Annotated in this window: 20 protein-coding genes; 19 read left to right on the top strand and 1 reads right to left on the bottom strand. The window is 52.5% G+C overall.

The genetic code is table 11. From position 1 onward, the window contains the following. Positions 1-8 precede the first annotated feature (8 nt). The 12 genes from serC to SK33_RS15265 all read left to right on the top strand — a co-directional run bounded on the left by serC (position 9) and on the right by SK33_RS15265 (position 14,075). Positions 9-1,097 carry a 3-phosphoserine/phosphohydroxythreonine transaminase gene (serC, locus tag SK33_RS15320; RefSeq protein WP_003847007.1) on the top strand — a complete coding sequence of 363 codons (1,089 nt, stop codon included), beginning with the start codon at positions 9-11 and terminating at the stop codon, positions 1,095-1,097. A 69-nt stretch (positions 1,098-1,166) separates the two neighbouring features. After that, positions 1,167-2,450: a 3-phosphoshikimate 1-carboxyvinyltransferase gene (gene aroA / locus SK33_RS15315; RefSeq protein ID WP_003836893.1), complete on the top strand. Its 1,284-nt coding sequence runs from the start codon at positions 1,167-1,169 to the stop codon at positions 2,448-2,450. A gap of 171 nt (positions 2,451-2,621) precedes the next feature. Continuing rightward, positions 2,622-3,305: a (d)CMP kinase gene (gene cmk, locus SK33_RS15310; protein ID WP_003035772.1), complete on the top strand. Its 684-nt coding sequence runs from the start codon at positions 2,622-2,624 to the stop codon at positions 3,303-3,305. Between the two features lie 113 nt (positions 3,306-3,418). Next, positions 3,419-5,092 (top strand): 30S ribosomal protein S1, encoded by a 1,674-nt coding sequence (rpsA, locus tag SK33_RS15305; RefSeq protein WP_003035776.1) that lies wholly within the window; start codon positions 3,419-3,421, stop codon positions 5,090-5,092. Between the two features lie 159 nt (positions 5,093-5,251). After that, complete coding sequence (ihfB, locus tag SK33_RS15300) at positions 5,252-5,536, top strand: integration host factor subunit beta (RefSeq protein WP_003035780.1); 285 nt, start codon at positions 5,252-5,254, stop codon at positions 5,534-5,536. Positions 5,537-5,742: 206 nt separating this feature from the next. Then, the gene (locus SK33_RS15295; protein WP_048219175.1) at positions 5,743-8,007 is read left to right on the top strand and encodes a ComEC family protein; all 2,265 of its coding nucleotides are present in this window, start codon (positions 5,743-5,745) and stop codon (positions 8,005-8,007) included. A gap of 36 nt (positions 8,008-8,043) precedes the next feature. Continuing rightward, a complete protein-coding gene (msbA, locus tag SK33_RS15290; RefSeq protein WP_048219174.1) occupies positions 8,044-9,792 on the top strand; it encodes a lipid A ABC transporter ATP-binding protein/permease MsbA in 1,749 nt (582 codons plus the stop codon). Then, on the top strand, positions 9,789-10,766 hold the full coding sequence (gene lpxK, locus SK33_RS15285; RefSeq protein ID WP_048219172.1) for a tetraacyldisaccharide 4'-kinase: 978 nt from the start codon (positions 9,789-9,791) through the stop codon (positions 10,764-10,766). The genes msbA and lpxK overlap by 4 nt, the downstream gene beginning before the upstream one ends. 41 nt (positions 10,767-10,807) lie before the next feature. Then, a complete protein-coding gene (locus tag SK33_RS15280; protein ID WP_048219170.1) occupies positions 10,808-12,040 on the top strand; it encodes a winged helix-turn-helix domain-containing protein in 1,233 nt (410 codons plus the stop codon). 51 nt (positions 12,041-12,091) lie between these two features. After that, positions 12,092-12,274, top strand: a complete 183-nt coding sequence (gene ycaR / locus SK33_RS15275) for a protein YcaR (protein WP_003035793.1) — start codon at positions 12,092-12,094, stop codon at positions 12,272-12,274. Continuing rightward, complete coding sequence (kdsB, locus tag SK33_RS15270) at positions 12,271-13,017, top strand: 3-deoxy-manno-octulosonate cytidylyltransferase (protein WP_003035796.1); 747 nt, start codon at positions 12,271-12,273, stop codon at positions 13,015-13,017. Before ycaR ends, kdsB begins: the two co-directional genes overlap by 4 nt. Before the next feature lie 164 nt (positions 13,018-13,181). Continuing rightward, positions 13,182-14,075: a YcbJ family phosphotransferase gene (locus tag SK33_RS15265; protein WP_048219169.1), complete on the top strand. Its 894-nt coding sequence runs from the start codon at positions 13,182-13,184 to the stop codon at positions 14,073-14,075. On the opposite strand, the gene elyC is transcribed toward SK33_RS15265, so the two are convergent. Beyond that, positions 14,052-14,828, bottom strand: coding sequence for an envelope biogenesis factor ElyC (gene elyC / locus SK33_RS15260; protein ID WP_048219168.1), 777 nt, complete (start codon positions 14,826-14,828; stop codon positions 14,052-14,054). The two genes, SK33_RS15265 and elyC, sit on opposite strands and share 24 nt — an antisense overlap. A 135-nt stretch (positions 14,829-14,963) precedes the next feature. On the opposite strand from elyC, the gene cmoM reads away from it, so the two are divergent. The 7 genes from cmoM to SK33_RS15225 all read left to right on the top strand — a co-directional run bounded on the left by cmoM (position 14,964) and on the right by SK33_RS15225 (position 25,640). After that, positions 14,964-15,767 carry a tRNA uridine 5-oxyacetic acid(34) methyltransferase CmoM gene (gene cmoM, locus SK33_RS15255; protein ID WP_003035803.1) on the top strand — a complete coding sequence of 268 codons (804 nt, stop codon included), beginning with the start codon at positions 14,964-14,966 and terminating at the stop codon, positions 15,765-15,767. Beyond that, the gene (mukF, locus tag SK33_RS15250; RefSeq protein ID WP_003836877.1) at positions 15,760-17,082 is read left to right on the top strand and encodes a chromosome partition protein MukF; all 1,323 of its coding nucleotides are present in this window, start codon (positions 15,760-15,762) and stop codon (positions 17,080-17,082) included. Before cmoM ends, mukF begins: the two co-directional genes overlap by 8 nt. Continuing rightward, positions 17,063-17,767: a chromosome partition protein MukE gene (gene mukE, locus SK33_RS15245; RefSeq protein ID WP_003035809.1), complete on the top strand. Its 705-nt coding sequence runs from the start codon at positions 17,063-17,065 to the stop codon at positions 17,765-17,767. The genes mukF and mukE overlap by 20 nt, the downstream gene beginning before the upstream one ends. Beyond that, the gene (gene mukB / locus SK33_RS15240; protein ID WP_048219166.1) at positions 17,767-22,227 is read left to right on the top strand and encodes a chromosome partition protein MukB; all 4,461 of its coding nucleotides are present in this window, start codon (positions 17,767-17,769) and stop codon (positions 22,225-22,227) included. The genes mukE and mukB overlap by 1 nt, the downstream gene beginning before the upstream one ends. Positions 22,228-22,486: 259 nt before the next feature. Then, positions 22,487-24,238, top strand: coding sequence for a L,D-transpeptidase (gene ldtD / locus SK33_RS15235; protein WP_008320228.1), 1,752 nt, complete (start codon positions 22,487-22,489; stop codon positions 24,236-24,238). Positions 24,239-24,415: 177 nt separating this feature from the next. After that, positions 24,416-24,964 (top strand): YcbK family protein, encoded by a 549-nt coding sequence (locus SK33_RS15230; RefSeq protein ID WP_003035820.1) that lies wholly within the window; start codon positions 24,416-24,418, stop codon positions 24,962-24,964. Positions 24,965-24,992: 28 nt separating this feature from the next. After that, positions 24,993-25,640: an MBL fold metallo-hydrolase gene (locus SK33_RS15225; RefSeq protein ID WP_003035823.1), complete on the top strand. Its 648-nt coding sequence runs from the start codon at positions 24,993-24,995 to the stop codon at positions 25,638-25,640. Positions 25,641-25,649 lie beyond the last annotated feature (9 nt).

Below are 25,649 nucleotides of genomic sequence, written 5' to 3'. Positions count from 1 at the left end.
GAGGGGAAATGGCTCAGGTCTTTAATTTTAGTTCAGGTCCGGCAATGCTACCGGCAGAAGTACTTAAACTGGCTCAACAGGATCTTCGCGACTGGAACGGTCTTGGCACGTCGGTGATGGAAATTAGCCACCGTGGCAAAGAATTCATCCAGGTCGCCGAGGAAGCGGAGCAGGATTTTCGCGATCTTCTTAGCATCCCCTCCAACTATAAAGTGTTGTTCTGCCATGGCGGTGGTCGTGGGCAGTTCGCGGGTATCCCGTTAAATATTCTGGGTGATAAGACCACCGCGGATTACGTCGATGCCGGTTATTGGGCCGCCAGTGCAATTAAAGAAGCGAAAAAATACTGCACGCCAAACGTTATTGATGCCAAAGTCACCGTGGACGGCCTGCGTGCTGTTAAGCCGATGAGTGAATGGCAGCTTTCTGATAACGCGGCGTACCTGCACTATTGTCCGAACGAAACTATCGATGGCATTGCGATCGATGAAACGCCGAATTTTGCCAGCAACGTTGTGGTCACGGCGGATCTGTCCTCTACCATTCTTTCCGCACCGCTTGACGTTAGCCGTTATGGCGTAATTTATGCCGGTGCACAGAAAAACATCGGCCCGGCGGGCCTGACGATTGTCATCGTCCGTGAAGATTTGCTGGGTAAAGCTCATGTATCATGCCCGTCAATCCTCGACTATACCGTGCTGAATGACAACGACTCTATGTTCAATACGCCGCCAACCTTTGCCTGGTATCTGTCTGGCCTGGTCTTTAAATGGCTGAAAAAGCAGGGCGGTGTTAATGCAATGGATAAAATTAACCAGCAAAAAGCGGAACTGCTGTACGGCGTAATTGATAACAGCGATTTCTACCGTAACGATGTGGCGAAATCCAACCGTTCACGCATGAACGTACCGTTCCAGCTGGCTGACAGCGCACTGGATAAACTGTTCCTGGAAGAGTCTTTTGCTGCGGGCCTGCATGCGCTGAAAGGGCATCGTGTGGTCGGTGGTATGCGTGCGTCCATCTACAATGCAATGCCGCTTGAAGGTGTAAAAGCACTGACCGATTTCATGGTCGATTTTGAACGCCGTCGCGGCTAATCTGCTGTACTTTTCATCCCCACAGCCTGTCTGTGGGGTTTTTATGTCTGTTTTTGAGAGTCGAGTTTCATGGAATCCCTGACGTTACAACCCATTGCGCGGGTGGATGGCACAATCAATCTGCCTGGATCCAAAAGTGTTTCTAACCGCGCTTTGCTGCTGGCCGCATTAGCCAATGGCACCACTGTCCTGACCAACCTGCTGGACAGCGATGATGTTCGCCATATGCTCAATGCTCTGAATGTGTTAGGGATTAGCTATACCCTTTCTGCTGATCGTACCCGCTGCGAGATTATTGGCAATGGTGGTGCATTACATGCGCAAGGCTCAGTGGAACTGTTCCTTGGTAATGCCGGAACCGCAATGCGCCCGCTGGCCGCAGCGCTATGTCTGGGCAGCAATGACATCGTGCTGACGGGCGAACCGCGCATGAAAGAGCGCCCGATAGGCCATCTGGTTGATGCGCTGCGCCAGGGCGGAGCCAAAATTGACTATCTGGAGCAGGAAAACTATCCACCTTTACGTCTGCGCGGTGGCTTTACCGGAGGCCAGGTTGAGGTAGACGGTAGCGTTTCCAGCCAGTTCCTCACTGCGCTGCTGATGACTGCGCCGCTTGCGCCGCAGGATACGACGATTGCAATTAAAGGTGACCTGGTATCCAAACCTTACATTGATATCACACTGAACCTGATGAAAACGTTTGGTGTTGAAATTGAAAATCAAAACTACCAGCGCTTTGTCGTGAAGGGGCAGCAGCAGTACCAGTCACCGGGTGCATACCTGGTTGAAGGTGATGCTTCTTCCGCTTCCTATTTCCTCGCGGCGGGTGCCATTAAAGGCGGTACGGTAAAAGTTACCGGGATTGGCCGTAACAGCATGCAGGGTGATATTCGTTTTGCCGATGTACTGGAAAAAATGGGTGCTACCATTACATGGGGCGACGATTTTATTGCCTGTACTCGCGGCGAGTTGAACGCAGTGGATATGGATATGAACCATATTCCTGATGCGGCGATGACCATTGCAACGGCGGCGCTGTTTGCGAAAGGCACCACGACATTACGTAATATCTACAACTGGCGCGTCAAAGAGACCGATCGTCTGTTCGCGATGGCGACGGAGTTACGCAAAGTGGGCGCGGAAGTGGAAGAGGGGCATGACTTTATCCGCATCACCCCGCCTGCAACATTGCAATTTGCGGACATCGCGACCTACAACGATCACCGCATGGCGATGTGTTTCTCGCTGGTGGCGCTGTCTGACACGCCTGTGACCATTCTTGATCCAAAATGTACCGCCAAAACTTTCCCGGATTATTTCGAACAGCTGGCGCGTATTAGTACATCTGCCTGATTTCATTGCCGCACTTTCGGGTGCGGCACATTCTGACATCTCCGATTGCCTATTTATTCTACACTCAGCTTCAATGATTCTGCATTTTTCACACAAAGATAACGATCGTTGGCGTTGGCGCGTATAATGCGCGGCGTTCACGTTAATGTACGCCCGTTTAAGGAGAAAAAGATGACGGCAATTGCCCCGGTTATTACCATTGATGGCCCAAGTGGTGCAGGAAAAGGCACCTTGTGCAAGGCAATGGCGGAAGCATTGCAGTGGCATCTGTTAGATTCAGGCGCGATCTACCGCGTACTGGCGCTCGCAGCGTTACATCACCATGTTGATGTAACATCTGAAGATGCTCTGGTACCGCTTGCCTCACACCTTGATGTGCGTTTTATCTCAACAGACGGCAACCTTGAAGTTATTCTTGAAGGTGAGGATGTCAGCGGTGAAATCCGTACCCAGGAAGTGGCGAATGCCGCCTCTCAGGTCGCGGCGTTTCCTCGCGTGCGTGAAGCGCTTTTACGTCGTCAACGCGCATTTCGCGAAACCCCAGGTCTGATTGCTGATGGACGTGATATGGGGACCGTGGTGTTCCCGGATGCGCCGGTGAAAATTTTTCTGGACGCCTCCTCGCAAGAACGTGCGCATAGACGTATGCTACAGTTGCAGGAGAAGGGCTTTAGTGTTAACTTTGAACGCCTTTTGGCCGAGATCGAAGAACGCGATTATCGCGATCGTAACCGTGCTGTAGCGCCGCTGGTTCCTGCTGCTGATGCTTTAGTTTTGGATTCAACCCGATTAAGCATTGAGCAAGTGATTGAAAAAGCGTTACAATACGCGCGCCAAAAACTGGCTCTCGCTTAAGTGCGACCGAATTTGCAGTACCCCCGTTGCAATGGATTGACAGCGGGTATGTTAAACAACCCCATCCGGCATGGAGCCAGGTGGACGTTAAATATGAAACCTGAAGATTAAACATGACTGAATCTTTTGCTCAACTGTTTGAAGAATCCTTAAAAGAAATCGAAACCCGTCCGGGTTCCATCGTTCGTGGTGTTGTTGTTGCTATCGACAAAGACGTAGTACTGGTTGACGCTGGTCTGAAATCTGAGTCCGCCATTCCGGCAGAGCAGTTCAAAAACGCCCAGGGCGAGCTGGAAATCCAGGTTGGTGACGAAGTTGACGTTGCTCTGGATGCAGTAGAAGACGGCTTCGGTGAAACCCTGCTGTCCCGTGAAAAAGCTAAACGTCACGAAGCTTGGATCACGCTGGAAAAAGCTTACGAAGAAGCTGCAACCGTTACTGGTGTTATCAATGGCAAAGTCAAGGGTGGCTTCACTGTTGAGCTGAATGGTATTCGCGCGTTCCTGCCGGGTTCCCTGGTAGACGTTCGTCCGGTCCGCGACACGCTGCACCTGGAAGGCAAAGAGCTTGAATTCAAAGTAATCAAGCTGGATCAGAAGCGTAACAACGTTGTTGTTTCCCGTCGTGCCGTTATCGAATCCGAAAACAGCGCAGAACGCGATCAGCTGCTGGAAAACCTGCAGGAAGGCATGGAAGTTAAAGGTATCGTTAAGAACCTCACTGACTACGGTGCATTCGTTGATCTGGGTGGCGTTGACGGCCTGCTGCACATCACCGACATGGCATGGAAACGCGTTAAGCATCCGAGCGAAATCGTAAACGTTGGCGACGAAATCACTGTTAAAGTGCTGAAGTTCGACCGCGAGCGTACTCGTGTATCTCTGGGCCTGAAACAGCTGGGCGAAGATCCATGGGTAGCTATCGCTAAGCGTTATCCAGAAGGTACCAAACTGACTGGTCGCGTGACCAACCTGACCGACTACGGCTGCTTCGTTGAAATCGAAGAAGGCGTTGAAGGCCTGGTTCACGTTTCCGAAATGGATTGGACCAACAAAAACATCCACCCGTCCAAAGTTGTTAACGTTGGCGACGTAGTGGAAGTTATGGTTCTGGATATCGACGAAGAACGTCGTCGTATCTCCCTGGGTCTGAAGCAGTGCAAAAACAACCCATGGCAGCAGTTCGCGGAAACCCACAACAAGGGCGACCGTGTTGAAGGTAAAATCAAGTCTATCACTGACTTCGGTATCTTCATCGGCCTGGATGGCGGCATCGACGGCCTGGTTCACCTGTCTGACATCTCCTGGAACGTTGCAGGCGAAGAAGCAGTTCGTGAATACAAAAAAGGCGACGAAATCGCAGCAGTTGTTTTGCAGGTTGACGCAGAGCGTGAGCGTATCTCTCTGGGCGTTAAACAGCTCGCAGAAGATCCGTTCAACAACTGGGTTGCACTGAACAAGAAAGGCGCAATCGTAAACGGTAAAGTCACTGCAGTTGACGCTAAAGGCGCAACCGTAGAACTGGCTGACGGCGTTGAAGGTTACCTGCGCGCTTCTGAAGCTTCACGTGACCGCGTTGAAGATGCAACTCTGGTTCTGAGCGTAGGCGACGACGTTGAAGCTAAATTCACCGGCGTTGATCGTAAGAACCGTGCAATCAGCCTGTCTGTTCGTGCTAAAGACGAAGCTGATGAGAAAGATGCAATCGCAACTGTTAACAAACAGGAAGATGCTAACTTCTCTAACAACGCAATGGCTGAAGCTTTCAAAGCAGCTAAAGGCGAGTAATATCGAGTGCTCTAAATCCTTTGTGCCGTTAACAGCACAAAGGATGACGAGTAGCTTGACAGATTACAGGATTCGTCCTGTAATCAATGACAAAGGGCGGCTACGGCCGCCCTTAATCAATGCAGCAGCTAATTATGCCTTTAAGGAACCGGAGGAATCATGACCAAGTCAGAATTGATTGAAAGACTTGCAACCCAGCAACCTCATATTCCCGCGAAAGCGGTTGAAGATGCAGTTAAAGAGATGCTGGAACATATGGCCTCGACTCTTGCGCAGGGCGAGCGTATTGAAATCCGCGGTTTCGGCAGCTTCTCTTTGCATTACCGCGCACCACGCACCGGACGTAATCCGAAGACCGGCGATAAAGTGGATCTGGAAGGGAAATACGTTCCGCACTTTAAACCAGGTAAAGAACTGCGCGATCGCGCCAATATTTACGGTTAAGTTTTTAGCGAGACTTAACGCCGAGAAAAGCACCCGCATGGGTGCTTTTTTCATTTCTGTGCGCCTATCCTGGAATCCTCATCCCAGTTAATTTGTACGTTACAACCCCCACTAAATGTCTGCGGAACTCAGGTCGTATAACGATAAATTGATGCCAGACAACCGTCGAAGAGTACTGCACACTCCCTATAACAGGGAGGTTATTGATGAAAATAACAACGGTGAGTACGTGTGCATTATTCGGCATTCTCCCACTCATGCTATTACCTACGCTGCCAGGCATGTTGTGTATCGGCATTGTATTTTGTCTGGCATGTCTGCTCTGTTTTCTCCCCCACAAATACATACGTTCCGCCGGACTAACCCTGCTGTTTTTTCTTTGGGGAATCCTGGCTGCGAAAGAGGCTCTGTGGGCCGGTAATACGCTGCCTGCGAAAACCCAGCAAGCCATTGTGCAGATAACCGGAACTGACAATATGACAACGCACTACGGCCAAATCACTCACCTTCAGGGGAGACGAATCTTTCCTGCACAAGGAATCGTCTTGTACGGACAGTATTTACCCGGTGATGTTTGTGCGGGTCAGACATGGGCGATGACATTGAAAGTCCGCGCCGTACACGGTCAATTAAACGAAGGCGGATTTGATAGCCAGCGTTACGCATTGGCGCAGCATCAACCGTTGACGGGGCGATTCTTACAGGCTTCGGTTATCACACCACAATGCAGTTTGCGTTCGCGATTTCTCGACTCATTGAAAACGGTACTCGCCGACTATCCCTGGCAGCAGGTCATACTGGGTCTGGGAATGGGTGAGCGCTTGTCCGTGTCACAAGAGGTGAAAACGATTATGCGTGATACCGGCACGGCTCATTTGATGGCAATCTCCGGGCTGCATATTGCGTTTGCTGCACTTCTGGCTGGCGGAATAATTCGCGCGGGACAATTTTTTATGCCCGCCAGATGGATTTGCTGGCAGGTTCCATTAGTGGGTGGGATTGTCTGCGCCACATTATATGCCTGGCTGACGGGGCTGCAACCCCCGGCATTACGAACGGTTGTTGCGCTGCTAGTCTGGGGGGCGCTAAGACTTAGCAGCAGGCAGTGGAGCGGATGGTCGGTATGGATCTGCTGTCTGGCAGCCATTCTGGTGGTGGATCCTGTTGCCGTTCTTTCGCAAAGCCTATGGTTGTCTGCATCCGCCGTTGCGGCACTGCTGTTCTGGTACCAATGGGTACCGCTCCCGGACTGGCCGCTGTCGCGTGCTGGTCGTCAATTTCTGGCGCTGGCTCATCTGCAATTGGGTATTACGCTTCTGCTTCTTCCCGTACAAATCGCAATGTTTCACGGTTTTAGTCTGACCTCGTTTCCGGCTAATTTGTTTGCCGTCCCTTTGGTCACGTTTGTTTCCGTACCCTTGATATTAGCAGGCATGATCGTGCATTTAGCCGGACTGGTGATGATTGAATCGAATCTGTGGTATTTAGCGGATCGCTCTCTGGCGCTACTATTTTGGGGGCTCAGGAGCCTGCCTGAAGGGTGGATCAATATTGATGCACGCTGGCAATGGCTCGCATTTTTACCCGGAATGATGATTACCGCATGGCGACTAAATATCTTGCTTACGCTACCGGTGGTCTGTTTCTCTGCGCTACTTTTGCTGAGTGGGCCGCTTTGGCGTGCACCGCGTACAGATGTGTGGCAAGTGCATATGCTGGATGTCGGGCAGGGGCTGGCGATGGTGATTGTGCGTAATGGAAAAGCGCTGCTTTACGATACCGGTCTGGCATGGCCTGAAGGCGATAGCGCGCAACAGCTGATTATTCCCTGGTTGCGTTGGCATAATCTGGAGCCGGAAGGGGTCATTTTAAGCCATGAACATATGGATCACCGGGGAGGGTTGCACTCCTTACAACAAGTCTGGCCATCACTATGGATAAGAAGTCCGCTAGGCTGGAAAGGACACCTCCCGTGTTTTCGCGGAGAACGTTGGCAATGGCAAGGGTTAACCTTCAGTGCGCACTGGCCTGTGCGTGGAAATACAGGGCAGGGGAATAACCACTCCTGCGTGGTTAAAGTTGATGATGGGTATCAGAGTGTTCTGCTGACCGGCGATATTGAGTCTCCCGCTGAACAAAAAATGCTAAGTCACTACTGGCAGCATCTGCAGTCTACGGTGGTACAGGTTCCGCATCATGGCAGCAATACTTCATCATCACTGGCACTCATTCAGCGAGTTGACGGGCAGGCCGCACTAGCCTCTGCATCTCGTTACAACGCCTGGCGTCTGCCATCCTGGAAAGTGAAGCAACGTTATCGGAAACAAAATTATCAATGGCTGGATACACCACATCAGGGGCAGATTACGCTGGATTTTTACCAAAAAAACTGGCGAATACACAGCTTGCGGGATCAGATTTTACCTCGTTGGTATCATCAGTGGTTTGGCGTGTCGGAGGATAACGGGTAGAATATGCGGCTATTCTAACAAATGCTGGTTTTTTGAATGCATAACGATAAAGATCTCTCTACGTGGCAGACGTTTCGCCGACTATGGCCAACCATAGCGCCTTTTAAATCGGGTCTGATCGTGGCGGGTATAGCGTTAGTCCTTAACGCGGCCAGCGATACCTTCATGTTATCGCTCCTTAAACCATTACTGGATGATGGTTTTGGTAAAACGGATCGTTCGGTGCTGCTGTGGATGCCGCTGGTGGTCATTGGGCTGATGATAGTTCGTGGCTTAACCAGTTATGTCTCCAGCTACTGTATCTCATGGGTGTCAGGCAAAGTGGTCATGACCATGCGTCGCCGCCTGTTTGGTCATATGATGGGCATGCCAGTCTCCTTTTTTGATAAACAGTCTACAGGTACGCTGTTGTCACGTATTACCTATGATTCAGAGCAGGTCGCGTCATCGTCTTCCGGCGCGCTGATCACCGTGGTACGTGAAGGGGCATCAATCATTGGCCTGTTTATCATGATGTTCTATTACAGCTGGCAGCTGTCACTGATCCTGATTGTACTGGCGCCAATTGTGTCAGTGGCGATCCGTGTGGTTTCCAAGCGCTTTCGTAGCATCAGTAAAAACATGCAAAACACTATGGGGCAGGTTACGACCAGTGCGGAGCAGATGCTGAAAGGCCACAAAGAAGTTCTGATTTTTGGTGGTCAGGAAGTCGAAACCAAGCGCTTTGATAAGGTCAGCAACAAGATGCGTTTGCAGGGTATGAAGATGGTTTCCGCTTCTTCTATCTCCGACCCTATCATCCAGTTGATTGCGTCTCTGGCTCTGGCCTTCGTGTTATATGCGGCCAGCTTCCCAAGCGTAATGGAAAACCTGACGGCAGGGACAATTACGGTTGTCTTCTCCTCAATGATCGCGCTGATGCGTCCGTTGAAATCGCTGACCAACGTCAACGCGCAGTTCCAGCGCGGTATGGCGGCATGCCAGACCTTATTTACGATTCTGGATAGCGAACAGGAGAAAGATGAAGGTAAACGTGTTATCGAGCGTGCTACCGGCGATCTCGAATTCCGCAACGTGACTTTCACCTATCCGGGACGTGAAGTACCGGCTCTGCATAACATCAACCTGAATATTCCCGCGGGTAAAACCGTTGCTCTGGTTGGCCGTTCGGGCTCAGGAAAATCCACCATCGCCAGCCTGATTACGCGCTTCTACGATATTGATGAAGGGCAGATTCTGATGGACGGACACGATCTGCGCGAATATACCCTGGCATCCCTGCGCGATCAGGTTGCGTTGGTTTCGCAGAATGTGCACCTGTTTAACGATACGGTTGCCAACAACATCGCCTACGCGCGTACCGATATGTACAGCCGTGAGCAGATCGAAAAAGCGGCACAGATGGCCTACGCCATGGATTTCATCAACAAGATGGATAATGGTCTGGATACGGTGATTGGTGAAAACGGCGTCCTGCTTTCCGGCGGACAACGTCAGCGTATCGCTATCGCCCGTGCCTTGTTGCGTGACAGTCCAATTCTGATCCTTGATGAAGCAACATCAGCTCTTGATACCGAATCTGAACGTGCGATTCAGTCTGCGCTGGATGAGCTACAGAAAAACCGTACTTCTCTGGTCATTGCTCACCGTCTTTCAACCATTGAACAAGCCGACGAAATCATCGTGGTGGAGGATGGTCTGATTGTCGAACGCGGAACCCATAGCGACCTGATTGAGCAGCGCGGGGTCTATGCGCAATTACACAAAATGCAATTCGGTCAATGATCGCACGTATCTGGTCTGGTGAATCGCCGCTGTGGCGATTGTTACTTCCACTCTCCTGGCTTTATGGCCTGGTGAGTGGCGGGATCCGTCTATGCTACAAGCTTGGGCTGAAACGCGCTTGGCGCGCGCCAGTACCTGTTGTGGTGGTCGGAAACCTTACAGCCGGCGGCAATGGCAAAACACCGGTGGTGATTTGGCTGGTTGAACAACTGCAGCAACGCGGGATTCGCGTGGGCGTGGTGTCGCGTGGTTACGGCGGGAAAGCGGCTGCTTACCCGTTGTTATTGACCGCAGAGACCACTACCGCAGAAGCGGGTGATGAACCTGTGCTGATCGCCCAACGTACCGGCGTGCCGGTAGCGGTATCCCCGGTAAGATCGGATGCGGTAAAAGCCATTTTGGCCCAACATGACGTGCAGATTATTGTGACCGACGATGGGCTACAGCACTATCGTCTGGCGCGAGATGTTGAAATCGTGGTTATTGACGGCGAACGTCGGTTTGGCAACGGCTGGTGGCTTCCCGCTGGTCCAATGCGGGAACGCGCAGGTCGCTTAAAATCGGTGGATGCGACTATTGTTAACGGTGGCGTTGCGCAACCAGGGGAAATCCCTATGCGACTTGAACCGGGGCTGGCCGTTAACTTACGTACAGGTGAACGCCGTGATGTATCGCAATTGCCCAATATTGTCGCCATGGCGGGCATTGGCCATCCACCGCGTTTTTTTGCCACGTTGAAAGCATGTGGTGCTAGCGTGCAAAAAAGCATTGCGCTGGCAGACCATCAGTCTCTGACCTACAGTGACGTCAGTGCGTTTGTAAACGCCGGGCAAACGCTGGTGATGACGGAAAAAGATGCGGTTAAGTGCCGGGCATTTGCCGATGAAAACTGGTGGTATTTACCTGTTGACGCTCATTTGTCAGGCGATCGGCCTGACGTGTTGCTGGATAGTTTAATCTCGCTGACTCGCTAACTGATTCACGCTGCGGCAGCGAATCATTTATGAGGCCATAGATGTCGTTGCCGCACCTTTCTCTGACGGATGCCCGTCATCTTCACCTTGCCGCTCAAGGTCTGCTGAAAAAAACACGCCGTCGGGCAACCCCGGCAGATATTCTCGCGACTATTTCGCGCATGTCGTTACTGCAAATCGATACTATCAATATTGTGGCGCGAAGTCCTTACCTGGTGCTGTTTAGTCGTTTAGGAGATTATTCACCCCAATGGCTGGACGACTCATTACAGCAGGGCGAACTGATGGAATACTGGGCGCACGAGGCCTGCTTTTTGCCGCGCAGCGATTTTATGCTGATACGTCACCGCATGCTGGCCCCGGAGAATATGGGCTGGAAGTATAAAGCGGCGTGGATGAAAGAACATGCTCATGAAATTGAGCAACTGCTCCAGCACATCCAGCATAACGGACCGGTACGATCTGCTGATTTTGAGCATCCACGCAAGGGGACCAGCGGCTGGTGGGAATGGAAACCGCAGAAGCGTCATCTTGAAGGGCTGTTCACTGCCGGGAAAGTGATGGTGGTGGAACGGCGTAATTTCCAGCGCGTGTATGATTTAACCCATCGCGTCATGCCACACTGGGACGATGAACGCGACCCACTTTCGCAGGAAGATGCTGAAAGCGTTATGCTGGATAACAGCGCCCGCAGTCTGGGGATTTTCCGCGAACAATGGCTGGCAGACTACTACCGCCTGAAGCGCCCGGCGCTAAAAAACTGGTGCAACGAACGGGCGGAACAGCAACAGATTATTCCTGTCGACGTTGAAGGGCTGGGAACGCTATGGCTGCATAGCCACCTTCAGCCGCTACTCGAACAGGCGCTGGCGGGCAAATTAACGGCGACCCACAGCGCAGTGTTATCGCCTTTTGATCCGGTGGTTTGGGATCGTAAACGGGCAGAGCAGCTATTCGATTTTAGCTACCGGCTGGAGTGTTACACGCCAGCACCAAAACGTCAGTACGGTTATTTCGTCTTGCCGTTGCTGCACCGCGGGCAGTTGGTTGGGCGAATGGATGCCAAAATGCACCGTAAAACGGGCGTGCTGGACGTGATTTCGCTGTGGTTACAGGATGGGGTTAAGCCTGGGGTGACTTTGCAAAAAGGATTGTTTCAGGCGATTGACGATTTTGCCCGCTGGCAGCAGGCAACACGCGTTACGCTGGGACGTTATCCTGAAGGTTTATTTGCTGATGCACGCCATGGTTGGGAAATAGAACCAGCCCTTTAAGCGATTATGTTAATATTTACGGATTCACAATCCGGTCCATCTGGAGGAACTATGGATCATCGTCTACTTGAAATCATTGCCTGCCCGGTATGCAATGGCAAACTCTGGTTTAACCAGGAAAAACAGGAACTGATTTGTAAACTGGATAACCTTGCTTTCCCACTGCGTGATGGCATTCCTGTGTTACTGGAAACCGAAGCCCGCGTTCTGACTGCTGATGAGAGTAAATCATGAGTTTTGTGGTCATTATTCCTGCGCGTTATGCGTCCACTCGTCTGCCGGGCAAGCCGCTACTGGATATCAACGGCAAGCCAATGATCGTGCATGTCCTGGAGCGTGCGCGTGAATCTGGTGCTGAACGTATCATCGTGGCCACCGATCACGAGGATGTCGCTCGCGCGGTAGAAGCGGTGGGGGGGGAAGTATGCATGACCCGCGCCGATCACCAGTCTGGTACGGAACGCCTGGCGGAAGTCGTCGAGAAATGTGGTTTTAGCGATGATACCGTTATTGTGAACGTACAGGGTGATGAGCCGATGATTCCGGCGGTCATTATTCGCCAGGTGGCTGAGAATCTGGCGCAACGTCAGGTCGGTATGGCGACTCTTGCGGCTCCGATTCACAGTGCGGAAGAGGCATTTAATCCGAATGCGGTAAAAGTCGTTTTGGACGCTGAAGGATATGCGCTCTATTTTTCACGCGCGACCATCCCATGGGATCGCGATCGTTTCGCCAAAAGTCTGGAAACGGTGGGGGACACCTTCCTGCGCCATCTGGGCATTTACGGCTATCGCGCCGGTTTTATTCGCCGCTATGTTAACTGGCAGCCTAGCCCGCTTGAGCATATCGAAATGCTGGAGCAGCTGCGAGTGCTGTGGTACGGTGAAAAAATTCACGTCGCCGTCGCAAAAGAAGTCCCGGGTACCGGCGTAGACACTACCGAAGATCTCGAGCGCGTTCGCGCCGAAATGCCTTAGTTTTTCTCACGGCACTCCCCCATATTGATGCGTATTTTTGGGAGGAGTGTCGTATCGTTGCGCTTTCCCTCCACTTTTCTTTTCATCAATTGATCTCATCCGGGTGACATCTGTCTGCCCGACGCTCATTATGAAAGCAGTAGCATTTATGAGGGCAATCTGAAATGGAACAGTTGCGTGCCGAACTCAGCCACCTGCTGGGCGAAAAACTCAGTCGTATAGAATGCGTGAATGAAAAAGTGGATACGGCCCTGTGGTCACTGTACGACAGCCAGGGAAATCCGATGCCGCTGATGGCGAGAAGTTTCACCACGCCAGGTATGGCGCAGCAACTGGCATGGAAAACCTCCATGTTAGCGCGCAGCGGTACGGTGCGTATGCCCGTCATTTACGGGGTCTTAACCCACGAAGAGCATCCCGGCCCCGATGTGTTACTGCTTGAGCGTTTACGGGGTGTGCCGGTGGAAGCGCCAGCCCGAACGCCCGAACGCTGGGAACATTTAAGAGATCAGATCGTAGAAGGTCTGCTGTCATGGCATCGGCAGGATAGCCGTGGCTGCGTGGGAATGGTGGATAACACGCAAGAGAATATCTGGCCATCCTGGTATCGCCAGCGTGTTGAGGTGCTGTGGACCACGTTAAATCAGTTCAACAATACTGGCTTGACGATGCAGGATAAGCGGATCCTGTTTCGTACCCGTGAGTGTTTACCCGCTTTATTTGAAGGATTCAATGATAACTGCGTACTGATCCACGGTAATTTCAGTTTACGTAGCATGCTCAAAGACGCCCGTAGCGATCAGCTACTGGCCATGGTGGGACCGGGGTTGATGCTGTGGGCGCCCAGAGAGTATGAATTGTTCCGTTTAATGGATAACGCGCTGGCGGAAAGCCTGCTTTGGCAATACCTGCAACGCGCGCCCGTGGCGGAGTCCTTCATCTGGCGGCGCTGGCTGTATGTGTTATGGGATGAGGTGGCGCAACTAGTCAACACCGGACGTTTTAATCGCACCAACTTTGATCTGGCAACGAAATCACTGCTGCCGTGGCTCGCCTGAACCTTTTAACCACTGCCAGATGCGACCCAATGTTTCGTAACCAGCGCGATCGCTGTGCATCAACCAGACGGGAGAGGGGAGCGCGCGTTCCCACGGATTTAGCGGTGAATCAATTGCTAACTGATTAGCCGGCGCGGGCAACGGGTGTAGTCCAGCCTGTTGGAAGAAAATCATTGCTCGTGGTAAGTGCGATGCGGAGGTCACCAGCAGGAACGGCGCGCTGCCGATGGCCTGCTTAACTGCTGCGGCTTCTTCTTCAGTATCTTTAGGTTTATCCAGCGTGATGATATCACCGGGTGGCACACCCAGTGACTGCGCTACGCGGGCTCCCGCTTCTGCAGTACTGACGCTATTGCTCTTTGCCGCAGCACCGGTAAAGATAAGCTTCGATCCCGGATTAGCACGCCAGAGGCGAATACCTTCATTCAGACGCGGAAGACTGTTGCTGATTAGGTTTGAACTTGGTGCCCACTGAGGATTCCAGGTATACCCTCCGCCCAGCACCACAATGTATTCCACTTTTTGTGTATCCTGCCAGGTTGGATAGCTGTCCTCAATCGGTTTCAGTAGGCTATCAGCGACGGGTTGCAAGCTAAGAAGTAACAGCGCCAGCCAACTCAGGCTAATGCACACTTTCCCTGTTTTTTGAAAGCGGCTAAACCAGAGCAGCGCCAGGCCTATACCCATGATAATGAGCATTAGCGGAAGTGGCAGCATCATACCGCCAATCACTTTCTTCAGCGTAAAAAGCATCCTTTTTGGTTCCTTTTTTAACCATACAGCAGGGGATCTGCAGCGATATTACACCAGGAAGGTTCATTCTCGGCGTGGGTGTGACAAAATAGCGGTTTTACTTAGTCACCCTAAAGCCAGCATGTGGAGAGCCTGATGCGGGATCGCAATTTTGATGACATTGCAGAGAAGTTTTCCCGTAACATTTACGGCACCACTAAAGGTCAGCTTCGCCAGACGATCCTCTGGCAGGATCTGGACAAACTTCTTGCCGACTACGCGGGCCAAACATTGCGTGTGCTTGATGCGGGTGGCGGAGAAGGGCAGACAGCCATTCTGATGGCGCAGCGGGGCCATCACGTTACCTTGTGCGATCTTTCTGCTGAGATGGTGGCGCGAGCGCAACGGGCGGCAGAAGAGCAAGGTGTGAGCGACAACATGCATTTTATACATTGTGCCGCTCAGGACATCCCACAGCATTTGGATTCTCAGGTTGATCTGATATTGTTTCATGCTGTGCTGGAATGGGTGGCCGATCCACAAGCCGTCTTAAAAACATTGTGGTCGATGTTACGCCCGGGCGGTGCTTTATCGCTGATGTTCTACAATGCAAATGGCCTGTTGATGCGTAATGTGTTGGTCGGTAATTTCGGCTATGTACAGCAGGGAATGTATAAAAAGAAACGGCGCACGTTGTCTCCCGATTTCCCGCGCGACCCTCAGCAGGTCTATGGCTGGCTGGAGGAGATTGGCTGGGAGATAACCGGTAAAACGGGCGTGAGGGTGTTTCATGATTATCTGCGTGATAAACAAAAACAGCATGACTGTTTTGATGCTTTAACAGAAATAGAAACGCGCTATTGCCGCCAGGAACCGTATATCAGCCTTGGGCGCTATATTCATGTCACCGCGATTAAACGTCCGGCCCGAGCCGCAGATGCAAGGATAACCTATGAGTGAATTTTCCCAGACAGTCCCCGAACTGGTTGCCTGGGCCAGAAAAAATGACTTCTCCATCTCTCTGCCGGTAGACAGACTTTCGTTCCTGCTGGCGGTCGCCACATTGAACGGTGAGCGACTTGACGGTGAGATGAGTGAAGGTGAACTGGTGGATGCGTTCCGCCATGTGAGTGATGCGTTTGAGCAAACCAGCGAAACCATCGGCGTCCGCGCCAACAACGCGATCAACGATATGGTGCGTCAACGTCTGCTGAACCGCTTTACCAGCGAGCAGGCTGAAGGCAACGCCATTTACCGTTTAACGCCGCTCGGGATTGGCATCACAGATTACTATATTCGTCAGCGCGAGTTCTCTACGCTGCGTCTTTCCATGCAACTGTCGATTGTTGCAGGCGAACTGAAGCGCGCGGCGGATGCGGCAGCGGAAGGTGGCGATGAGTTCCACTGGCACCGCAACGTCTATGCGCCATTGAAATACTCGGTGGCGGAGATTTTCGACAGTATCGATCTGACCCAGCGCATCATGGATGAACAGCAGCAGCAGGTAAAAGACGACATCGCACAGTTGCTAAACAAAGACTGGCGGGCGGCGATTTCCAGCTGTGAACTGTTGCTTTCTGAAACGTCTGGTACGCTGCGTGAACTGCAGGATACGCTGGAGGCGGCGGGGGATAAGCTACAGGCTAACCTGTTACGCATCCAGGACGCCACAATGACGCATGATGATTTGCATTTTGTTGATCGGCTGGTGTTTGATTTACAAAGCAAGCTCGACCGCATTATTAGCTGGGGTCAGCAGTCCATTGACTTGTGGATCGGCTACGATCGTCATGTGCATAAATTTATCCGTACCGCGATCGATATGGATAAAAACCGCGTCTTCGCCCAGCGTCTGCGTCAGTCCGTGCAGACCTACTTTGACGACCCATGGGCGCTGACCTATGCCAACGCCGATCGTCTGCTGGATATGCGTGACGAGGAGATGGTGCTGCGTGACGAAGAGGTCACCGGTGAACTTCCGGAAGATCTGGAATATGAAGAATTTAACGAGATCCGTGAACAACTGGCGGCGATCATCGAAGAACAGCTGGCTATCTACAAATCCAGACAAACACCACTGGATCTCGGTTTGGTAGTGCGCGAGTATCTGGCGCAATACCCACGTGCGCGTCATTTCGACGTCGCGCGTATTGTTATCGATCAGGCGGTACGCCTTGGCGTAGCGCAAGCAGACTTCACCGGACTGCCAGCCAAATGGCAGCCGATTAATGATTACGGAGCCAAGGTACAGGCGCATGTCATTGACAAATATTGAACAAGTGATGCCGGTAAAGCTGGCGCAGGCGCTGGCGAATCCGTTATTTCCGGCGCTGGATAGCGCCTTACGTTCGGGCCGCCATATCGGTCTGGATGAACTGGATAATCATGCCTTCCTGATGGATTTTCAGGAATATTTTGAAGAGTTTTACAGCCGCTACAACGTGGAATTGATCCGTGCGCCGGAAGGGTTCTTTTACCTTCGTCCGCGTTCAACGACGCTCATTCCGCGTTCGGTCCTGTCTGAACTGGACATGATGGTGGGTAAAATTCTGTGCTATCTCTATCTCAGCCCGGAACGCCTGGCGAACGAAGGGATTTTTACCCAGCAAGAGCTGTATGACGAGCTGTTAACGCTGGCGGATGAAGCCAAACTGCTGAAGCTGGTAAACAACCGTTCAACCGGTTCTGACGTTGACCGCCAGAAGCTACAGGAAAAAGTGCGTTCTTCGCTCAACCGCTTGCGCCGCTTAGGCATGGTGTGGTTTCTGGGCCACGACAGCAGCAAATTCCGTATTACGGAATCTGTCTTCCGCTTTGGCGCGGATGTGCGTAGCGGTGACGATCCGCGTGAAGCACAGCGTCGCTTAATTCGTGATGGTGAAGCGATGGCGGTCGAGAACCGTCTGCAGCTCAACGATGAGCCCGAAGAGAATCAGCCGGACAGTGGAGAAGAAGAATAATGATTGAACGCGGAAAATTTCGCTCACTTACGCTGATTAACTGGAATGGTTTTTTTGCCCGTACGTTTGATCTCGATGAGCTGGTCACCACGCTGTCCGGTGGTAACGGTGCGGGTAAATCCACCACCATGGCGGCATTTGTTACGGCGCTCATTCCGGACTTAACCCTGCTGCATTTCCGTAACACCACCGAAGCTGGTGCAACCAGCGGTTCACGTGATAAAGGTCTGCACGGTAAGCTGAAAGCAGGGGTCTGTTACTCAATGCTCGACGTCCTCAACTCGCGTCATCATCGCGTGGTCGTGGGTGTGCGTCTGCAACAGGTTGCGGGTCGTGATCGCAAAGTGGATATCAAACCGTTTGCCATTCAGGGGCTGCCGATGTCGGTACAGCCAACCCAACTGGTGACGGAAACGCTGAACGAACGCCAGGCGCGCGTACTGTCTCTACCTGAGCTGAAAGAGAAGCTTGATGAGATGGAAGGTGTGCAGTTTAAGCAGTTCAACTCAATAACCGATTATCATTCGCTGATGTTCGATCTGGGCATCATTGCCCGTCGTCTGCGCTCCGCGTCTGATCGTAGTAAATTCTACCGTCTGATTGAAGCCTCGCTGTACGGCGGGATCTCCAGCGCCATTACCCGTTCACTGCGTGACTACCTGCTGCCGGAAAACGGCGGCGTCCGTAAAGCGTTCCAGGATATGGAAGCCGCGCTGCGTGAAAACCGCATGACGCTGGAAGCGATTCGCGTAACCCAGTCTGACCGCGACCTGTTTAAACATTTGATCAGCGAAGCGACCAACTATGTGGCTGCGGATTATATGCGCCATGCCAACGAACGTCGTATCCATCTGGATAAAGCACTGGAATATCGTCGTGAACTGTATACCTCACGTAAGCAACTGGCGGCAGAGCAGTACAAGCACGTGGATATGGCGCGTGAACTGGGCGAGCATAACGGCGCCGAAGGCGATCTGGAAGCCGATTATCAGGCCGCGAGCGATCACCTGAATCTGGTGCAAACCGCGCTGCGTCAGCAGGAAAAAATTGAACGCTACGAAGCGGATCTCGAAGAACTGCAGATCCGTCTTGAAGAACAAAATGAGGTGGTTGCGGAAGCCGTTGACCGCCAGGATGAAAACGAAGCCCGCGCGGAAGCCGCCGAACTGGAAGTGGATGAGCTGAAAAGCCAGCTTGCCGATTACCAGCAGGCGCTGGACGTCCAGCAGACGCGAGCCATCCAGTATACCCAGGCGATCCAGGCCCTAAATCGGGCGAAAGAGCTCTGCCACCTACCGGATCTGACAGCCGACAGCGCCGCCGAATGGCTGGAGACTTTCCAGGCCAAAGAGCAGGAAGCCACTGAAAAACTGCTAACGCTTGAACAAAAAATGAGCGTGGCGCAAACCGCGCATAGCCAGTTCGAACAGGCTTATCAGCTGGTGGCGGCTATCAACGGCCCGCTGGCACGTAGTGAAGCCTGGAGCGTGGCGCGTGAACTGCTGCGCGAAGGCGTTGAACAGCGCCACCTGGCGGAACAGGTTCAGCCATTGCGTATGCGACTGAGCGAACTGGAGCAGCGTCTGCGCGAACAGCAGGATGCCGAGCGTCTGCTGGCCGAATTCTGCAAGCGTCAGGGTAAACAGTTTGATATCGATGAGCTGGAAGCGCTGCACCAGGAACTGGAAGCGCGCATCGCCGCCTTGTCGGACAGCGTCTCGTCTGCCAGCGAACAGCGTATGACGCTGCGTCAGGAACAGGAACAGCTACAATCCCGTATTCAGCATTTGATGAAGCGGGCACCTGTCTGGCTGGCTGCGCAAAATAGCTTGAATCAGCTTAGCGAGCAGTGTGGCGAAGAGTTTACCTCCAGCCAGGATGTGACCGAGTATCTGCAACAATTGCTGGAGCGCGAGCGTGAGGCCATTGTTGAGCGTGATGAAGTCGGTGCACGTAAAAATGCGGTTGATGAAGAGATTGAACGTTTAAGTCAGCCGGGCGGGGCGGAAGATCAGCGTCTGAACGCGCTGGCGGAACGCTTTGGCGGCGTGCTGCTGTCAGAAATTTATGATGACGTTAGCCTTGAAGATGCCCCGTACTTCTCTGCGCTGTATGGTCCTTCGCGCCATGCTATCGTGGTACCAGATCTATCACTAATTACCGAACAGCTTGAAGGGCTGACGGATTGCCCGGAAGATCTCTATTTCATCGAAGGGGATCCGCAGTCGTTTGATGATAGCGTCTTCAGCGTTGATGAACTGGAAAATGCGGTGGTGGTGAAAACCGCCGAGCGTCAATGGCGTTATTCCCGCTTCCCGAAGGTGCCTATTTTTGGTCGTGCAGCCCGTGAAAGCCGTATCGAAACCCTGCATGCCGAGCGTGAAGGGCTGTCTGAACGTTTCGCCACGCTCTCCTTTGATGTCCAGAAAACCCAGCGTCTGCATCAGGCGTTCAGCCGCTTTATCGGCAGCCATCTGTCGGTGGCGTTTGAAGCCGATCCAGAAGCGGAAATTCGCCAACTGAATAGCCGTCGCGTTGAACTGGAACGTGCGCTGACTAATCATGAAAATGATAATCAGCAAAGCCGTATGCAGTTTGAACAGGCGAAAGAGGGCGTCTCCGCGCTGAACCGCCTGCTGCCACGCTTGAATCTGCTGGCCGATGACACGCTGGCCGATCGCGTGGACGAAATTCGCGAGCGTCTGGATGAAGCTCAGGAAGCCGCGCGTTTTGTACAGCAACATGGCAATCAGTTAGCGAAACTGGAACCTATCGTTTCAGTTCTGCAAAATGACCCTGAGCAGTTTGAACAACTGAAGGAAGACTATACGTATTCCCAGCAGATGCAGCGCGACGCACGTCAGCAGGCTTTTGCGCTGACTGAAGTCGTACAGCGTCGGGCGCACTTTAGTTATTCCGACTCAGCCGAAATGCTGAGCGGTAATAGCGATCTGAACGAAAAATTGCGTGAACGCCTGGAACAGGCGGAAGCCGAACGTACCCGCGCTCGTGAGGCGCTGCGCAGTCATGCTGCACAGTTAAGCCAGTACAACCAGGTCATGGCATCGCTAAAAAGCTCTTATGACACCAAAAAAGAGCTGCTTAATGATTTACAACGTGAACTGCAGGATATTGGCGTTCGTGCGGACAGCGGTGCCGAAGAGCGCGCGCGTATCCGTCGTGACGAACTGCATGCGCAGCTCAGCAACAACCGTGCACGCCGCAACCAACTTGAGAAAGCACTGACCTTCTGCGAAGCGGAGATGGAAAACCTGACCCGCAGACTGCGCAAGCTGGAACGTGATTATCATGAAATGCGTGAGCAGGTAGTCACCGCCAAAGCCGGCTGGTGTGCAGTCATGCGGATGGTGAAAGATAACGGTGTGGAACGTCGTCTGCACCGTCGCGAGTTGGCCTATCTTTCCGGTGACGAACTGCGTTCTATGTCGGATAAGGCGCTCGGTGCGCTACGTCTGGCGGTTGCGGATAACGAACACCTGCGCGATGTGTTGCGTATGTCTGAAGATCCAAAACGCCCAGAGCGCAAAATCCAGTTCTTCGTCGCGGTTTACCAGCATCTGCGTGAACGTATTCGCCAGGATATTATCCGTACCGACGATCCGGTTGAAGCCATCGAACAGATGGAGATTGAGCTGAGCCGTCTGACGGAAGAGTTAACCTCTCGTGAACAGAAACTGGCGATCAGCTCACGCAGCGTGGCGAACATTATTCGTAAGACCATTCAGCGTGAACAGAACCGTATTCGCATGCTGAACCAGGGGCTGCAAAGTGTGTCGTTTGGCCAGGTTAACAGCGTTCGCCTGAACGTCAATGTGCGTGAAACGCATGCTACCTTGCTGGACGTACTTTCAGAGCAACATGAACAGCATCAGGATCTGTTTAACAGCAATCGCCTGACCTTCTCAGAAGCGCTGGCGAAGCTGTATCAGCGCCTGAATCCGCAGATCGACATGGGGCAACGCACGCCGCAAACCATTGGTGAAGAGCTGCTGGACTATCGTAACTATCTGGAAATGGAAGTTGAGGTTAACCGTGGTTCTGACGGCTGGCTGCGTGCTGAATCTGGCGCGCTGTCAACGGGTGAGGCGATCGGGACCGGGATGTCTATTCTGGTGATGGTGGTGCAAAGCTGGGAAGATGAAGGTCGCAGATTGCGCGGGAAAGACATCTCTCCTTGCCGCCTGCTGTTCCTTGATGAAGCAGCACGACTCGATGCGCGCTCTATTGCGACTCTGTTTGAGCTGTGTGAGCGTTTGCAGATGCAGCTGATTATCGCTGCGCCGGAAAACATCAGCCCAGAGAAAGGCACCACCTACAAACTGGTGCGTAAAGTCTTCCAAAACACCGAGCACGTTCATGTGGTGGGGCTGCGCGGATTTGCGCCTCAGTTACCGGAACCACTGCCGGGGACTGAAGATGCCTCCTCGCAGGCAAGCTAAGCAAAAAGGCGGCTACAAGGCCGCCTTATTTTTTTCCGCAAAGACGTCATGCCTGGTGTAATTTCTTTAGACTTCTTTACATTAGGTTAGGCAAAAACTTTTTGATGTTTATATACTAAAGGTAAGCCCAACGCGTCACGGGCTTGCTCGTCATACTTCAGTTTGTATTGGCGTTTTACAGGTCCGACCCCGTCAAAATAAAGGGGAATACAGGCGGCCTGGCTATTCAGAGTATGATAAAGAAAACAGGGGGCAAGGGATGTTGCTTAATAAAATGTGTGGTCGTCGGCTGTCGGCAATCAGTTTATGCCTGGCCGTAACATTCGCTCCACTGTTCAATGCGCAGGCCGATGAGCCTGAAATGATCCCTGGCGATAGCTCTGCGACCGTCAGTGAACAGCCAACAGCGTTGTCGCAGCCGCAGGTTCAATCTTCTGCGACGGCTATTATGGCGGGGATTCAACCGTTACCGCAGGGCGTGTCAGTTGATCAAGCCCGCGCCGAATTACAATCTCAACTTCCAGCGGGCTTCACGCCAGTGTATATGAGCCAGCTGGAATTGCTGTATGCCGCACGTGAAATGAAGCCGATGTGGGAAAATCGTGATGCGGTAAAGGCCTTTCAACAACAGTTGGCCGAGGTCGCGATTGCTGGCTTTCAGCCGCAGTTTACTACCTGGGTTGCACTTCTGACTGATCCGGCAGTAACCGGTCAGGCGAGAGACATTGTGCTCTCGGATGCGATGATGGGGTATCTGCACTTTATCGCTAATATCCCTGTCAAAGGTAATCGCTGGCTTTACAGCGGTAAGCCCTATGCGCTAACGACGCCGCCGATTTCTGTCATCAACCAGTGGCAGGTCGCACTGGATAACGGTCAACTAACTTCGTTTGTTGCCAGCCTGGCACCGCAGCATCCGCAGTACGCCGCAATGCATGAATCGCTGCTCAAGCTGGTAGGTGATACACGTCCCTGGCCGCAGCTCACCAGTACAGCAACGCTACGTCCGGGGGAGTGGAGTAATGACATCCCTGCGTTGCGTGAAATTTTGCGTCGTACGGGAATGCTGGAGTCCACCGTCAGTACATCTGCTAAAGAAGGACGTAGCGCTTACGATCGTGAACTTGTCGATGCGGTAAAGCGTTTTCAGACGTGGCAGGGACTTGGCGCCGATGGCGCGATTGGCCCTGCCACGCGTGACTGGCTGAACGTGACGCCCGCTCAGCGTGCGGGCGTGCTGGCGTTAAATATTCAGCGCTTACGCCTGCTGCCGAGTGAGCTGTCTACCGGTATCATGGTGAACATTCCTGCCTATTCGCTGGTTTATTATCAGAATGGCAATCAGGTGCTGGCCTCGCGCGTTATTGTCGGGCGTCCAGATCGCAAAACGCCGATGATGAGTAGTGCGCTGAATAACGTGGTCGTTAACCCACCGTGGAACGTTCCACCGACGCTGGCCCGAAAAGATATTCTGCCTAAGTTATGGAATGATCCGGGATATCTTGAACGTCACGGCTATACCGTAATGCGCGGCTGGAACAGTAAAGAGACGATAGATCCGTGGCAGGTTGACTGGGCCACCATCACTGCGTCCAATCTGCCGTTCCGCTTTCAGCAGGCTCCGGGCGCACGTAACTCGCTCGGACGCTATAAATTCAATATGCCGAGTTCGGACGCTATTTATCTGCACGATACGCCGAACCACAATCTGTTCCAGAAAGATACGCGGGCGTTAAGTTCCGGCTGTGTGCGTGTGAATAAGGCATCTGAGCTGGCGAATATGCTGCTACAGGACGCGGGTTGGAATGATACCCGCATCTCGGATGCCCTGAAGCAAGGGGATACGCGGTACGTGAATATTCGCCAGAATATTCCGGTCAACCTCTACTATCTGACCGCATTTGTTGGCCCTGATGGTCGCACGCAGTATCGTACAGATATTTACAATTACGATCTGACAGCGCGATCCAGCGCACAAATTGTGTCAAAAGCCGAGCAATTAATCAGATAAATGAAGCAGTTCGAGGAAAATGATTGTCGTAAGTTATGCTGGAAACGGGGCAAAATGGCTGTGAGCCCCGTATTTCCTGGGGTTGGGAGCCTTGACGTGGACTACTTAGCCAGATAAGGTTTCCCGCGTGCGCTAGAGCATACATACGATAACATTGACCTTGTAGACCTTAATACCATGGACAAATTTGACGCTAATCGCCGCAAACTGCTGGCGCTTGGTGGTATTGCCCTCGGCGCTGCCATCCTGCCTACGCCTGCGTTTGCAACACTCTCTACCCCACGTCCGCGTATATTGACTCTGAATAACCTGCATACCGGTGAGTCAATAAAAGCAGAGTTTTTTGATGGCAGGGGCTATATTCAGGACGAATTAGCAAAACTTAACCACTTTTTCCGTGATTTTCGGGCCAATAAAGTGAAATCCATTGACCCCGGACTGTTTGATCAACTCTTCCGTCTGCAGGGCCTGCTGGGTACGCGTAAACCCGTACAGCTGATCTCCGGTTATCGTTCCGTCGATACCAATAATGAACTACGTGCGCGCAGTCGCGGTGTGGCCAAGAAAAGCTACCACACCAAAGGGCAGGCCATGGATTTCCATATTGAAGGCATCGCATTAAGTAATATTCGCAAAGCTGCGTTATCTATGCGCGCAGGTGGTGTAGGATACTACCCCAGCAGTAACTTTGTGCATATTGACACCGGCCCTGCACGGCACTGGTGATCCATAAGCTTAATGAAACAGGAGCTGTATGAACTATCGTATTATTCCGGTCACTGCATTCGCCCAGAACTGCTCGCTAATCTGGTGTGAGCAGACTCGTCTGGCCGCGTTGGTCGATCCCGGCGGCGATGCCGAGAAAATCAAACAGGAAGTGGATGCCAGCGGTCTGACGCTAATGCAGATCCTGCTTACTCACGGTCATCTTGATCATGTTGGGGCTGCAGCTGAACTGGCACAGCATTATGGTGTACCGGTTATTGGTCCGGAAAAAGAAGATGAGTTCTGGCTACAGGGTCTCCCTGCGCAGAGCCGCATGTTTGGCCTGGGCGATTGTGAGCCGCTGACGCCCGATCGCTGGCTGAACGAAGGTGATCGGGTCAGCGTTGGCAACGTGACGTTGCAGGTGTTGCATTGTCCGGGTCATACACCGGGACATGTGGTCTTCTTTGATGAGCAATCAAAGTTACTGATTTCGGGTGACGTGATTTTCAAAGGTGGCGTAGGGCGCAGCGATTTTCCGCGCGGAGATCACAGCCAACTGATCGATTCGATTAAACGTAAACTGTTGCCGCTGGGCGATGACGTGACGTTTATTCCGGGTCACGGCCCACTTTCTACGCTGGGTAACGAACGGCTTCATAACCCGTTCCTGCAGGACGAAATGCCTGTCTGGTAATACCGCAGA

This window comes from Citrobacter sp. MGH103 (assembly GCF_001034475.2).
GTDB classification, from domain to species: Bacteria; Pseudomonadota; Gammaproteobacteria; order Enterobacterales; family Enterobacteriaceae; genus Citrobacter; species Citrobacter freundii.
Note: the sequence above shows the minus strand (reverse complement) of the source record. Positions and strands in the feature narration are given on the sequence as shown.

Coding starts and splice junctions, on each gene's coding strand:
- aroA (WP_003836893.1), top strand. CDS start 1,167: ATGGAATCCCTGACGTTACAACCCATTGCGCGGGTGGATGGCACAATC.
- msbA (WP_048219174.1), top strand. CDS start 8,044: ATGCATAACGATAAAGATCTCTCTACGTGGCAGACGTTTCGCCGACTA.
- serC (WP_003847007.1), top strand. CDS start 9: ATGGCTCAGGTCTTTAATTTTAGTTCAGGTCCGGCAATGCTACCGGCA.
- lpxK (WP_048219172.1), top strand. CDS start 9,789: ATGATCGCACGTATCTGGTCTGGTGAATCGCCGCTGTGGCGATTGTTA.
- cmk (WP_003035772.1), top strand. CDS start 2,622: ATGACGGCAATTGCCCCGGTTATTACCATTGATGGCCCAAGTGGTGCA.
- SK33_RS15225 (WP_003035823.1), top strand. CDS start 24,993: ATGAACTATCGTATTATTCCGGTCACTGCATTCGCCCAGAACTGCTCG.
- rpsA (WP_003035776.1), top strand. CDS start 3,419: ATGACTGAATCTTTTGCTCAACTGTTTGAAGAATCCTTAAAAGAAATC.
- ihfB (WP_003035780.1), top strand. CDS start 5,252: ATGACCAAGTCAGAATTGATTGAAAGACTTGCAACCCAGCAACCTCAT.
- SK33_RS15230 (WP_003035820.1), top strand. CDS start 24,416: ATGGACAAATTTGACGCTAATCGCCGCAAACTGCTGGCGCTTGGTGGT.
- ldtD (WP_008320228.1), top strand. CDS start 22,487: ATGTTGCTTAATAAAATGTGTGGTCGTCGGCTGTCGGCAATCAGTTTA.
- SK33_RS15280 (WP_048219170.1), top strand. CDS start 10,808: ATGTCGTTGCCGCACCTTTCTCTGACGGATGCCCGTCATCTTCACCTT.
- SK33_RS15265 (WP_048219169.1), top strand. CDS start 13,182: ATGGAACAGTTGCGTGCCGAACTCAGCCACCTGCTGGGCGAAAAACTC.
- kdsB (WP_003035796.1), top strand. CDS start 12,271: ATGAGTTTTGTGGTCATTATTCCTGCGCGTTATGCGTCCACTCGTCTG.
- SK33_RS15295 (WP_048219175.1), top strand. CDS start 5,743: ATGAAAATAACAACGGTGAGTACGTGTGCATTATTCGGCATTCTCCCA.
- mukE (WP_003035809.1), top strand. CDS start 17,063: ATGTCATTGACAAATATTGAACAAGTGATGCCGGTAAAGCTGGCGCAG.
- ycaR (WP_003035793.1), top strand. CDS start 12,092: ATGGATCATCGTCTACTTGAAATCATTGCCTGCCCGGTATGCAATGGC.
- cmoM (WP_003035803.1), top strand. CDS start 14,964: ATGCGGGATCGCAATTTTGATGACATTGCAGAGAAGTTTTCCCGTAAC.
- mukF (WP_003836877.1), top strand. CDS start 15,760: ATGAGTGAATTTTCCCAGACAGTCCCCGAACTGGTTGCCTGGGCCAGA.
- elyC (WP_048219168.1), bottom strand. CDS start 14,828: ATGCTTTTTACGCTGAAGAAAGTGATTGGCGGTATGATGCTGCCACTT.
- mukB (WP_048219166.1), top strand. CDS start 17,767: ATGATTGAACGCGGAAAATTTCGCTCACTTACGCTGATTAACTGGAAT.